Genomic DNA, 12740 nt, shown 5'->3' with positions numbered 1-12740 from the left:
ACAGCAGTCGCAAGCCGCAAGTCAGAAACTTGCAGCTTGCAGCTATCAACCTGCAGCTATCAGCTGCTCTGCGGCATCTCGCCCTTGGCCAGGCGCTGGTTGATATCGCTAATCACTGCGGGCAGGTCGCTGATGGTGTCGATCAGATAGTGGGGGCGAGATCCGGCGAACAGGGCGTGAATGCGGTTGCGTTCGCTGTCCAGGGTTGCCGGGGCCAGTGTCTTGTATTGTTCCCAGGTCAGGCCCAGGGCGTTGCCCGAGCACACCAGCGCCACGGTCCACATGCCGGCGCGGCGACCTTCAAGAATGCCCGGTACGGTGTCGTCGATCTTGACGCAGGCACCCACATCATCAATGCCCAGCGCGATCACGTTGGCCAGTGCCTGGGCCGGCCAGGGGCGACCGTTAGGGACTTCATCGGTGGCCACGACGTGGTCGGCCACATAGCCATTGGTGGCGGCCAGTTCAACCACTTTGGCCATGACCTGCGCGGGGTAGCCCGAGCAGGAGCCGATCTTGATACCTTGCTCACGCAGTTGGGCAATGGTGTCCAGTGCGCCGGGAATCAGGGCCGAATGCTCGGCGATCTTTTCGATCTGCAGCGGCATAAAGCGCTCATAAATCGCGGTGACGTCATCGTCGGTCGGTGCACGGCCAAACACTTTTTTATAGCGCTCGGTTATCTGCGGCTGATCACACAGGGTACGAATGTGGTCCCACTTGCCCATGCCCATCGGCCCGCGAGCTTCTTCGATGGACACCTGCACGTCAAACTCGGCAAAGGCTTCGACAAAAATCTGGGTTGGGGCGAACGAGCCGAAATCGACCACGGTGCCGGCCCAGTCGAGGATGGCGGCTTGCAGCTTGCTCGGGTTGGTGTAGTTCATGTCTGTTAATCCTGTAAGAGCGGGCTGTGCCGCACGAAGTAAATAGGGTTGTTCTAGCCTGTTCCTGCACCATCAAATATCGAAGACTTCCATTTCCTGCAGCACCTGGCCTATGGCGTCTACGGCTGCCTGCATCTCGGCCTGATTGACGTGGCCGATGCAGCCCACACGAAAAGTCTCAACCTGGGTCAATTTGCCCGGATACAGGATGAAACCCTTGGCCTTGACCCGCTCGTAGAACTCCTTGAACTGATAGCGGGGGTCTTTTGGCGCATGGAAGGTGACGATAATCGGCGCCTGGATAGCCTCGGGCAGAAAACTGCTAATGCCCAGTTTGGCCATGCCGTCGAGCAGGGCCTGGCAGTTGTTGGCGTAACGCTGATGGCGGGCAGGCAAGCCGCCTTCTTCGTTGTATTGCAGCAGTGCCTCGTGCAGGGCGGCTACCACATGGGTCGGCGGGGTAAAGCGCCATTGTCCGGTTTTGCTCATGTAAACGTGCTGATCGTGCAGGTCCATTGCCAGTGAATGGCTGTTACCGGCGGCATTGCCCAGGGCTTCTTTGCGGGCGAATACAAAGCCCATGCCGGGCACACCTTCGAGGCATTTGCCGGAGGCAGCGATCAATGCATCAAAAGGGACTTGCCGGGCATCGATCGGCAGGGCACCGAAGGAACTCATGGCATCGATGATCAGGCGTTTGCCGTGCTGAGCGATCACTGCGGCAATGTCGGGCAGCGGGTTAAGGATGCCGGTGCTGGTTTCGCAGTGGATCAACGCCACGTGGGTGATGCTCGGGTCTGCATGCAGCAGGCGGTCGACGTCTGCCGCCGTGGTGGGCTCGTCTTCAGCGGTTTCAAAGGTGCTGTAGCGACGGTCCAGCACTTCGCAGATTTTCGCCAGGCGTTTGCCGTACGCACCGTTGATCAGCACCAGTACATTGCCATCCCGGGGTACCAGGGTGCCGATGGCGGCTTCGACGGCAAAGGTGCCGCTGCCTTGCAGGGGCACGCAGTGATGGCTGTCGGCGCCGTTGATAATGGCCAGCAGTTGCTGGCACAGGCTGGCAGTCAGCTGGTTGAAGCTGTCATCCCATGAGCCCCAGTCAACCATCATCGCCTGGCGGGTACGCGCCGAGGTGGTCAGTGGGCCAGGGGTCAGCAGGATCGGCGCGGCAGTACTCATTCTGAATTCCTCACAAGCATGGGATGGCTACTTGGTACAGGACATAAATTGCAGTTTGTGTTGATATCAATCAAATTGTTTGTTGTTATGCCTGCCATCAGTGAGGCTTATAAATGAATTTATTCCAGCTCCGTGCGTTTGATGCCGTGGCCCGCGAGGGCAGTTTTACCCGGGCTGCGGCCCGCCTGTTTATCAGCCAGCCGGCGGTGACCGGGCATATCAAGGCGCTTGAGGAGCACTACCAGATCACCTTGCTGCGGCGTACGGCGCGGCGGGTGGAGTTGACTGAAGAAGGCACCAAGCTGGCGGCCATCACCCGGGCCATGTTCGGTTTGGTGGATGAAGCGCAGGTCATGCTGGAGGCCAACCGCCAGTTGCTCACCGGGCGACTTGAGGTGGCGGCCGATGGTCCGCATCTGGTGATGCCGATGCTGGCAAGCCTGCGCGCACGTTATCCGGGGGTTACCGTGAATTTGCGCCTGGGCAACGCTCAGGAAACCCTGGCGGCGTTGCTGTCGGAGCATGCCGATGTGGCGGTGCTGACCGAAGTGGAGCCGCGCAAGGGCCTGGCCTTGCGTGCGCTGAACGAGTCGCGGATTTGTGCGCTGGTTCCCGCCAACCACCCGTGGCTGGCCTTGCCTGATGGCATCGCGATCGGGCAACTGGATCAGGTGATCATGGTGCTGCGTGAACCAACCTCGATTACCCGTCGCACTTTCGACAATGCCTGTGAGCAGGCTGGAGTCAATCCACGGGTATTACTGGAACTGGACAGCCGGGAGGCGGTAACCGAAGCCGTCGCTGCGCAGTTGGGTGTGGGCATTGTGTCGTCGGTGGAAGTCAGTCATGACCCCCGCGTGCGTGCGGTACCGATCAACGGCGCGGGGCTGGTCAATCTGCATATGCTCGGCTGCATGGAACGGCGGGCCGAGTTGCGGTTGATCAAGGCGTTTATGGAGCTGGCGGTGTGATTTGTGCGGGAATAACACGCGTAGCAGCTGCTACGAATGGTGTGTTACAGGTCTGCCCGCACAATCTCCAGAAACGTTGCCACTACCCGCCGTGAGCTCTGCTCCTGCAGGCACACCAGGGTTTCGGTCAGGCGCCTTTTGCAGTCGATGATGGGCAGGGCGCACACCCGGGAGTCCGAGCCAAACTCCGCCGCCGACACCACCCCCACGCCAATCCCGACCACCACTGCTTCACGCGCCGCTTCACGACCCTCTACCTGGATCGCGGCGCGGATACGCAGGCCGGCCTGGCTCATTTCTTCTTCCAGGGTTTGCCGGGTTACCGAACCGACTTCGCGCAATACCAGCGGTGTGTCATCCAGGTCGGCCAGGCAGATCGAACGGCGGCTTGCCCAAGGGTGCGTGCGTGCTACAAACGCCACCATCGGGTCGCTGCGCAAGGGCACGCTCAGCAGCCGGTCATCATTCACATCGCGCCCCAGCAGGGCCAGGTCTGCCTGGTAGTTGAACAGCCGCGCCAGACATTCGTCGGTGTTGCCTGTTTCGATTTTTACCGTGATCCCGGGGTAGCGCTGGCAAAAGCGGGCGATTTGCGGCAACACATGAACAGGGGCGTCCACCGCCAGGATCAGGCTGCCGGTTTGCAGGGCCTGGGAGTCCTGCAGTAACTCCTGGGCCTCGGCCTGTACCCCGAACAGGCGTTGGGTGATGCTCAGCAACCGCTCACCCAGGTCGGTAAGGCGCACCGAGCGCTTGTTGCGGTGGAACAGCAACACCCCGAAGCGTTCTTCAAGTTTTCTGACCTGATCGGAGATGGCCGGCTGGCTTAAAAACAGACGTTCGGCAGCCCGCGTGAAACTGCCGTGAACGGCGACGGCATGAAAGGCCTTCAACTGCGCATGGGAAACTGACATTGAAAAACCTCTTACAAGCTGAGCTTATGAGTGAAATACGATAAATCGATTTTACCTATTAGTCAGTAATTGCTTTGATCGACCTCAGCCCGGCGTTATGTCCTCGATAACGGTGGGTCGCGACACACTGATGTGCAGCCCCTAACTCCAACAAAAAACGGGCCGTTCAGGGTGTGTCTGTCAAATACGGCTCTTGTCTGAAGGGCGGTATTGAAGTGCTCAACACAATAAAAAAACAGGCGTTCTCTTCTGATTCTGCCGGCACATTCCACCTCTGAGGTCAGACCCGACATGAACAACTCCTTTGCCACCATCAAGCGCTGGCGCGTGCAGATTTTTGCCATCACCTGGCTGGCCTACGCGGCCTTTTACTTCACTCGCAAAGCCTTTTCCGTGGCCAAACTGGGGATTGCTGATGACCCCGGCTTTCATCTGGACAAGATGGCAATGGCCAACCTCGATGCCATCTATCTGGCAGCCTACGCCGTAGGGCAATTTACCTGGGGCATCCTCGCCGATCGCTTCGGCCCGCGGGTTGTGGTGCTGGGCGGCTTGATCATCTCTGCACTGGCGGCGTTGGTGATGGGCACTTACGCCACCTTGCCGATCTTTGCCACCTGCATGCTGATCCAGGGTCTGGCGCAATCCACCGGCTGGTCGGGGCTGTGCAAAAACATCGGCAGCTTTTTCCCGGCGCAGCAACGTGGTCGGGTGCTGGGACTGTGGAGTTCGTGCTACGCCTTTGGCGGGCTGGTGGCCTCACCCTTTGCCGGGTGGTGGGCGTATACGCTGATCGGCAGCTGGCATGCGGCGTTTATTTCCAGCGCGGCGGTGGTGGCGCTGGTGGCGGTGCTGTTCTTTATCTTCCAGCGCAATACGCCGCAAGATGTTGGCCTGCCCGCTGTCGAGCCAGAGCCCGACATGAGTGCTGAGGAAATCGCTGCCGAAAAACGCATCAGCATCTGGGCGCCGCTGCGCGAGATCATTCGCAATCGCACGGTGCTGACCCTGGGTCTGGCGTATTTCATGCTCAAGCCGGCGCGTTACGCGATTCTGCTGTGGGGGCCGGTGATTGTGTTCGAGCAAATGCCGCAAGTGGGCAAGGTCGGCGCCGCGATTATTCCTACGGCCTTTGAGTTGGCGGGTTTGCTGGGGCCGATCATGATCGGCCTGGCCTCCGACAAGCTGTTCGGTGCCCGGCGCATGCCTGCCTGCATTTTGAGCCTGTTGGCGCTGACCGTTTCCCTGGCGTTTTTCATGGGTGCACTGCATTCCGGCAGCGTGGTGCTGGTGGTGGCCTTGCTGTTTGTCATGGGCCTGACCCTGTACGGGCCTGACTCCATGATCAGCGGCGCTGCAGCCATTGATTTTGGCACCGCCAAGGCCGGAGCCACGGCGGCGGGGTTCGTCAATGGCTGCGGCTCGGTCGGGGCGATTCTGGGCGGCCTGCTGCCCGGTTATTTCGACACGGTCACGGTGTTTATCGTATTTGCCTGCTGCGCGCTGTTTTCCTCGCTGGTGCTGATTCCGCACTGGAACAGCCGACCTGCGGGGCTCAAAGCCGCGTGCCCGTTTGTGCCCAATCATCCATTGCTGATCAAGCCTTTACGCACCTGAGCAGGAGAATGACCCATGCGACCTTTTTGGCTGGAACAGGCACTGGCCCTGGAAAATGAAGCACCCTGCGAGGCGCTGGCGGGTGAAACCCGTGCCCAGGTGTGCATTGTGGGGGGCGGTTATACCGGGTTATGGACGGCGATCATGCTCAAGGAGCAAAGCCCTGAACTGGATGTGGTGCTGATTGAAGCCGATATATGCGGCGCAGGTGCCAGCGGGCGCAACGGTGGCTGTGCGCTGTCATGGTCGGCCAAGTATTTCACCCTTGAGCGGTTGTTCGGCGTGGAGGAGGCCGTGCGGCTGGTCAAAGCCTCGGAACAGAGCATTTACGCAATCGGTGCATTTTGTGAGCGCTATGGTGTGGAGGCTGATTACCGCCTCGATGGCACGTTATACACCGCGACCAATCAGGCCCAGATCGGATCGACGGATGGCGTGATTGCTGCGCTGGAGCGCCAGGCCATCAACTCGTTCAGCAAGCTGGCGGTTGATGAAGTGCAGCGCCGGGCCGGTTCTGCCCAGCATCTGGAGGGCTGGTTTTCTCCCGCTGCTGCCAGCGTACAGCCTGGCAAACTGGTGCGTGGTTTGCGTCGGGTGGCCTTGCAGTTGGGGGTTAAAATCCACGAAAACACGCCAATGACCGGGCTGGAAGAGGGCGCGCCGGCGCTGATCCGCACGCCTGGCGGAAGCATTCGTGCTGACCGCGTGGTGCTCGCGATGAATGCCTGGATGGCCCGGGCATTCCCGCAGTTCGAGCGCAGTGTGGCGATTGTCTCCAGCGACATGCTGATCACCGAGCCGCGCCCGGACCTGCTGCAGGACATCGGCCTGACCAGTGGTGTCACCGTGCTCGATTCGAGAATATTCGTGCACTACTACCACAACACCCCGGACGGACGAATCATGTTGGGCAAGGGTGGCAATACCTTTGCCTACGGTGGGCGCATGCTGCCTGTGTTCGATCAGCCGTCGCCCTACGCCGGGCTGCTGGGCAAAAGCCTGGAGCAGTTCTTTCCGGCGTTTGCCGGGGTTGGGATCGAGGCGACATGGAATGGTCCTTCAGACCGCTCTGTCACCGGTTTGCCGTTTTTTGGTCAGATGAGCAGCCACGGCAATGTGTTTTATGGCTTTGGTTATTCGGGCAGCGGCGTGGGGCCTTGCCATATGGGCGGGCAGATTCTCGCCTCGCTGGTGTTGGGGCTGGCCAATGACTGGACCCGCTCGCCGCTGGTCAATGGACCGTTGGGGTATTTCCCGCCCGAACCCATTCGTTACCTGGGGTCGCTGATGGTGCGCAACGCCATTCGGCGCAAGGAACGGGCCGAAGATCATGGTCGCCGGCCTCGGCATCTGGATGTGCGCCTGGCCAGATTTGCCGCGGCGGCGGGCAAGGCTGACAAGGGTTAAGCAGGTATCAATTGGATTTTTTGGTCGATTGCCGACTTCTTGCCGTATAAACTTGCGCCCATTCGACGGCCGACAGGCTGCGACACACCAGATTGAGAGAGTGAGTAATGGGCGCACAGTGGAAGGTTAAACATAAAGCGGACGCCGCCAACAGCCGCGGCAAGATTTTTGGCAAGCTGGCCAAGGAATTGACGGTTGCTGCGCGCAACGGCGCCGACCCGGACATGAACTCGCACTTGCGTCTGGTCTATGAGCAGGCCAAAAAAGCCTCGATGCCGGCTGACACCATCAAGCGCGCGATCAACAAGGGCGCCGGTATCGGCACCGAGGCCGTGCAATACCACCGCGTTACCTACGAGGGTTTCGCTCCCCACCAGGTGCCGCTGATCATTGAGTGCCTGACGGACAACATCAACCGTACCGTCGCTGAAATCCGCGTGGCCTTCCGCAAGGGCCAACTGGGCGCTTCGGGTTCGGTGGCGTGGGACTTCAATCATGTCGGCATGATCGAGGCCAAGCCTGATACCCCGGACGCAGACCCTGAAATGGCCGCGATTGAAGCCGGTGCCCAGGATTTCGAAGAAGGCGAAGAAGAAGGCACGACCTTGTTCATCACCGAGCCGACTGACCTCGACGCTGTACAGAAAGCATTGCCCGAGCAAGGTTTTACCGTGGTTTCAGCCAAGCTGGGCTACCAGCCGAAGAACCCGGTAAGCGGTTTGACGGACGAGCAAATGGCCGAAGTACAAGAGTTTCTGGCCAAGCTGGAAGAGCAGGACGACGTGCAGGACATGTTTGTAGCGTTGGCGTAAGCCATCGAGCCTATCCCGTAGCAGCTGCCGAGGAACGAAGGCAGCTGCTACGGGACTTACTGTAATGCCCGTATAACCTCGGCAAATCCCGGCCGTGCCAGTACCTCTGGCTGAATACAGCGCTGTTGCAACCCTTGCAGCTCAATGCGCTGTTGATCGCTCAAGCCCGAGTCGATCCGCTCCAGCAACTCGCCCAGCAAAATCCCGAATGCTCGCACTTCGATGCGTTGCAGCGCCCGGCTTTGCGGGCTGTCGTTCAGGGCATGGAAGCACGCGGCACCGAAATCGCCCAGCAGGCAGTCACCCCGGGCATTGAATAAAATATTGTGTGCGTACAAGTCGCCATGGCAGATGCCCTGCGCGTGCAGGTGGCCGGCCGCCGAGGCAATACCGCGGGCAATGCGCAAGGCGCTGTCGCGGGTGAAACGGGTGCTGTCGGCATACACGTCGCGGCTACAGGTGTCGAAGCTGGGCAGGGCCGCGAGATTGATAAAGGACGGGTCGATCAGTTCCATCACCAATGCGGCCTGATCGTCGGGATGACCCGTGACGCGGCCCAGTACCTTGATCAGGTTTGGATGCTGGCCTGCCGCGATGCAGGCATTCATTTCATTGAGCGGCGAGCCATCACTGGTGATGCTGCCCTTGTACAGTTTGACCGCCACCGGTTGCAGGGATTGCCCCGGTGCGCGCCACTGCGCCTGATAAATGATCCCGGAAGCGCCTTCGCCCAGCTTTTGCTCAAGCTCGAGCTGCGAGCAGTCAATATTTGGCGTGGTGTCGGTCTGGTGCCGGGTGCTGGCATCTTCACGCAGCGGGTTGCCGGCATACGCCAGCCAGCTCAGGCCCGGCAAGGCCAGCAGGGTGTCGGGCAGTTCGCTGAACTGGTTGGCAGCCAGGCGGATCAGCTCCAGGCGCTCGCACTTGGCCAGACTGGCGGGCAGTTGCTGCAAGCGGTTACCGGCCAGCATCAGCTTTTGCAGCAGTGGCCGCTGGCCCAGCTCTTCGGGCAGTTGCTCGATGCAATTGTCGGTCAGGATCAGCCAGCGCAGTAAAGGAGGCAGTGCCGCACCGGGTACGTTGGCGATCCGGTTGGCCTTGAAACCAATCATGCTCAATTGCGCACACTGCCCAAGACAAACCGGCAGCTCGGTGAATTGATTGTCCGAGCAAAAGAGGATGCGTAACCGGGTCAGGCGATGCAGGTCAGCGGGCAGGCTGCTCAGGGCGTTGCCGCTGAGGTTGAGGATTTCCAGGGTGTCGGCCAACTGGAATATCTCGGCCGGAAACTCGGTCAGCCCGCACGACAGATCAAGACGTTTGAGGCCCGCCAGTTGGCCAGCGCGCAGTTTAGCGAGGGTATCCATATGCAGGGTCGGGACTCGTAAGCAGGATAAAAAGTGTCGCGCATGATAGCGATTTATCGGCTTGGGGCCGAGGATTTGTCGGCGGGTTATGAGCGCAAAACGTGATGCACCTGGGCTCTGGCCAGTCAGCGGTAAAGGGCCCTTGGTCGGGCCCGGTACTGCTTATGCAGCTTTTAACGCAGCTCTCTGACCATCGTCGAAAGGGTGGTCAGCACGTCCTTGGCCAATTGCTTAGAACGCTTGCCATCCCAGCCGGTCTGCGGGTCCGGCGCATCGTTGTTGTCCTTGAACGGCATCTCCAGGGTCAGCGACAGGCAGTCGAAGCGTTGGCCAACGCTGTTGCAGGCCAGGGTCATATTGGCTTGCCCGGGTTCGTCGCGGGTGTAGCCGTGGGTGGTCTGGAAATCTTTGGTCAGGGCGCTGAGGTGCGTGCGAAAGCGTTCTTCCAGAGTTGCCAGGCGCTGGGTGTAGCCCGGGTTACCTTCGCAGCCTGCGGTAAACACATAGGGGATTTCTTCGTCGCCATGAATGTCGAGGAAGAGATCGACGCCGTACTGGCTCATCTGCTCCAGGGCAAAAAACACTTCGGGGCTGACCTGCGGGCTGGTGTTTTGCCAGGCGCGGTTCAGGTCCTGACCGTTGGCATTGGTCCGCAGGTGCCCGTGGAAGGCGCCATCAGGGTTCATGTTGGGAATCAGGTAAAGATCAGCGTAGTCCAGCAGCTTGCGCATTTGCGGGTCGCTGCCTTGCTCCAGACGCTCCAACAGGCCTTCCATAAACCATTCGGCCATATGTTCGCCGGGATGTTGCTGGGCGATGATCCAGATCTTGCGCTTGTGGCTGGCGCCGCTACCTTTGCGCAACAACTGGATGTCGCGACCTTCAACGCTCTTGCCGGTGGCCAGCAGCTCGCAACCTGACCACTGCAGGGCATTTTTGATCAACTGATCATGACGTGCGCGGCTGTAGGGTTCGAAGTAGGCAAACCAGGCCTGAGGTTGCTCGGCTGCAAAATGAATATTCAGGGATGTGCCGTCGAAATCGCTCGGTACCCTGAACCAGTTTTCTTGATCGTAAGACGCCACTGCCTGGTAGCCATCCCACGCTTTATTGTAGGAAGACTGGCTGGCGTTGCTCAATTGGAAATGGTGGGTGTGACCGGGTGTCAGGCCATCGACCTTGAAATGGAACCACTGAAAATGCGGGCTCTTGGTGTCCGGCTTGATGGCAAGTTTTACCTGCAACGGGTTGCTGGTATCCAGCACCTGGATATTGCCGCTGTCGAAGTCGCTGCTGATATGAAGTGAAGAGGGCGCCACGGTCATCGTCCAAATCCCGAAATCTGATAATTGTGGACGTTACTGTACCGTGCTATGGCGATAGGCCAATACAGAATTTTAGGCGGGAGGAAGAAGGAAATAGCGAAGGGGGGCGTCATCCTTGACGCATCGCAATTGTAGAGTTTTTGCGAGTGATTCTCAAGTGCTAGATTGCCATTACGGCTATAGTCCTAGACTTCAGGCTTCCGTTTCTCGATGTTCTTTTGCTATCATCACCCTATCGTGACGGCCACCCAAGAAAATGGCTGCACACCAGACTTCATTAGCCTGAAGCACGCAGAGCCAGATAACTGGCCGCAAAAAAAAGACCCGGCCAGAAGCCGGGTCAAATAACCGTGATTAGCCTGATGAGGAGGTAATTCAAAAGACCGACCTAAGGTCCCTTGAATTATCGACTGATCTCGCGACCAGCTGCATGCAATAATAATCATTATCATTTGCAAATCAAGCTATTTCCCGCGCTTTTCCGAAATTAATTTTTCACTCCCCGGCCCAATGCTCTATCCAGCGGCCTGCAGACCTAATCGAGTAACAGTTCCGTGGTGCGTTTGACCTCACTCATGGCGATATTGGAGTGGGCTTCCTGTACGTGTGGTTTCTGCAGCAAGTGATCGCGCAAAAAACGTTCGTAGCTGTCGATATCGTGGGTGACCACCTTGAGCAGGTAGTCCATGTCCCCGGCCATGGTGTAGCACTCGATCACTTCGGGGTAATCGGTAATCGCCTCTTCAAACTCGGTCAGATGGCGACGGCCGTGGCCCGACAGCCGCACATTGACGAACACCACTACATTGAGGCCGAGTTTTTTCGGGTTGAGCAGGGCGACCTTGCGCTCGATCAGCCCTTCCTCTTGCAGGCGGTGGATACGCCGCCAGCAGGGTGACTGTGACAATTCCACGCGTTCCGCCACCTCGGCGGCAGACAGGTCGGCATTGTGCTGAAGCAGGCGAAGGATCTTGCGGTCGATGGCGCTTAACTTTATCTGCATGAATTGATCTGTTTTCTTATTGTTTTTGAATGATGCATGCAGATTAGCAGAACAATTCCTGCAATTTAGAAAGAAAAATCCTAGGTAAAACCCTCACTCTTTTGCCACGGGTCACAGACTGACTTTAAGGTCTGGCTCGCATTCTGGCTAAAAACAAGAGAGAGAACGCAATGCCGATTTTTACCCACCCCGAATTCGATCACCACGAACACGTCCAGTTCTGTCATGACAAGGCCACGGGCCTCAAGGCCATTATTGCGGTGCACAACACGCGCCTGGGGCCAGCCCTGGGCGGTTGCCGCATGTGGCCCTATGCCGACGAGCAGCAAGCCTTGAACGATGTGCTGCGCCTGTCCCGTGGCATGACGTACAAGTCGGCGCTGGCCGGGTTGCCATTGGGTGGCGGCAAGGCGGTGATCATTGGTGACCCGCGCAAAGACAAGAGCGAGGCGCTGTTTCAGGCAATGGGCGGTTTTGTCGAAAGCATGGGCGGACGCTACATCACGGCGGCGGACTCCGGCACCGGGGTTGCTGAAATGGCCCTCATGGGCCAGCGCACCCGCCACGTGGTGGGTGCTGGCACCCGCGAACAACTGGGCGGTGGCACGCGCAGTGGTGACCCGTCTCCGGCTACCGCCCTCGGGGTCTTTATTGGCCTGCGTGAGGCAGTGTTGCAGCGTTTGGGGCGCCACGACCTGACGGGCCTGCGGGTGGCCGTTCAAGGGTTGGGTCAGGTGGGATACAACCTGGCCCGGCACCTGAAGGAGGCGGGCGCCGAGCTGTGGGTTCACGATATCCAGGAGGCCAATGTGCGCCGTGCTGTCGACGAACTCGGTGCCCATGCGGTCAGTGCACTGGATATTTACGGGCTTGATGTCGACGTGTTCTCGCCCTGTGCCATGGGTGCCATCATCAACGATGAAACCTTGCAGGTACTGCGTGCACCGGTGATTGCCGGTGCGGCCAACAATCAATTGGCCAAGGCTTCCCATGCCGATGAACTGTGGCGTCGGGGTTGCTTGCACGCACCGGATTACGCAATCAATGCGGGCGGCATTATTGACGTGTCTTACGAGTACAACGGTGGCACGCCTGAGCAGGTTCGCCAGCACGTTGAAGGCATTGGCGAGACGTTGCGTCAGATCTTTCTAAGGGCTAAAGCGCAGGACATGAACACCACGCGCATTGCCGACAGCCTCGCCCAGGAGCGTCTGAACGCGTGATAGCCAGGGCGCTGGTGCCCGCAGCAGGCAAT

The 12740-nt window shown here is 59.1% G+C and carries 11 protein-coding genes; 5 read left to right on the top strand and 6 right to left on the bottom strand.

Annotated features, from left to right (window positions below; translation table 11 throughout):
• Positions 1-59: 59 nt before the first annotated feature.
• Positions 60-887, bottom strand: a complete 828-nt coding sequence (phnX, locus tag ACP7BE_RS22135; protein WP_426107287.1) for a phosphonoacetaldehyde hydrolase — start codon at positions 885-887, stop codon at positions 60-62.
• A 72-nt stretch (positions 888-959) separates the two neighbouring features.
• On the bottom strand, positions 960-2069 hold the full coding sequence (locus tag ACP7BE_RS22130; RefSeq protein ID WP_095001691.1) for a 2-aminoethylphosphonate--pyruvate transaminase: 1110 nt from the start codon (positions 2067-2069) through the stop codon (positions 960-962).
• Between the two features lie 113 nt (positions 2070-2182).
• On the opposite strand from ACP7BE_RS22130, the gene ACP7BE_RS22125 reads away from it, so the two are divergent.
• Positions 2183-3040 carry a LysR substrate-binding domain-containing protein gene (locus ACP7BE_RS22125; protein ID WP_095001690.1) on the top strand — a complete coding sequence of 286 codons (858 nt, stop codon included), beginning with the start codon at positions 2183-2185 and terminating at the stop codon, positions 3038-3040.
• Positions 3041-3084: 44 nt separating this feature from the next.
• Here the strand turns inward: ACP7BE_RS22125 and ACP7BE_RS22120 are convergent, their stop codons facing one another.
• Positions 3085-3954 carry a LysR substrate-binding domain-containing protein gene (locus ACP7BE_RS22120; protein WP_095001689.1) on the bottom strand — a complete coding sequence of 290 codons (870 nt, stop codon included), beginning with the start codon at positions 3952-3954 and terminating at the stop codon, positions 3085-3087.
• A gap of 291 nt (positions 3955-4245) precedes the next feature.
• Between ACP7BE_RS22120 and ACP7BE_RS22115 the strand changes: the two genes are divergently transcribed.
• From ACP7BE_RS22115 to ACP7BE_RS22105, 3 genes are all read left to right on the top strand, one after another.
• The gene (locus ACP7BE_RS22115; RefSeq protein WP_307988144.1) at positions 4246-5571 is read left to right on the top strand and encodes an MFS transporter; all 1326 of its coding nucleotides are present in this window, start codon (positions 4246-4248) and stop codon (positions 5569-5571) included.
• Positions 5572-5586: 15 nt separating this feature from the next.
• Positions 5587-6978 (top strand): FAD-dependent oxidoreductase, encoded by a 1392-nt coding sequence (locus ACP7BE_RS22110; RefSeq protein WP_095001687.1) that lies wholly within the window; start codon positions 5587-5589, stop codon positions 6976-6978.
• Between the two features lie 107 nt (positions 6979-7085).
• On the top strand, positions 7086-7790 hold the full coding sequence (locus ACP7BE_RS22105) for a YebC/PmpR family DNA-binding transcriptional regulator (RefSeq protein WP_016782338.1): 705 nt from the start codon (positions 7086-7088) through the stop codon (positions 7788-7790).
• Between the two features lie 56 nt (positions 7791-7846).
• Here the strand turns inward: ACP7BE_RS22105 and ACP7BE_RS22100 are convergent, their stop codons facing one another.
• The 3 genes from ACP7BE_RS22100 to ACP7BE_RS22090 form a co-directional block, all read right to left on the bottom strand.
• Complete coding sequence (locus tag ACP7BE_RS22100) at positions 7847-9157, bottom strand: protein kinase (RefSeq protein WP_426107283.1); 1311 nt, start codon at positions 9155-9157, stop codon at positions 7847-7849.
• A gap of 173 nt (positions 9158-9330) precedes the next feature.
• Positions 9331-10482, bottom strand: coding sequence for a M14 family metallopeptidase (locus tag ACP7BE_RS22095; protein ID WP_095001685.1), 1152 nt, complete (start codon positions 10480-10482; stop codon positions 9331-9333).
• Between the two features lie 535 nt (positions 10483-11017).
• Positions 11018-11485 carry an Lrp/AsnC family transcriptional regulator gene (locus ACP7BE_RS22090; protein WP_095001684.1) on the bottom strand — a complete coding sequence of 156 codons (468 nt, stop codon included), beginning with the start codon at positions 11483-11485 and terminating at the stop codon, positions 11018-11020.
• A gap of 170 nt (positions 11486-11655) precedes the next feature.
• Here ACP7BE_RS22090 and ACP7BE_RS22085 point away from each other — a divergent pair, with 170 nt between their 5' ends.
• Entirely contained in the window at positions 11656-12708 is a 1053-nt protein-coding gene (locus ACP7BE_RS22085) for a Glu/Leu/Phe/Val dehydrogenase dimerization domain-containing protein (RefSeq protein ID WP_095020896.1), read from the top strand.
• Positions 12709-12740 lie beyond the last annotated feature (32 nt).

The sequence above is a fragment of the Pseudomonas sp. TWR1-1-3 genome (genome assembly GCF_049896805.1).
In the GTDB taxonomy this organism is placed as follows: domain Bacteria; phylum Pseudomonadota; class Gammaproteobacteria; order Pseudomonadales; family Pseudomonadaceae; genus Aquipseudomonas; species Aquipseudomonas bubulae.
Note: the sequence above shows the minus strand (reverse complement) of the source record. Positions and strands in the feature narration are given on the sequence as shown.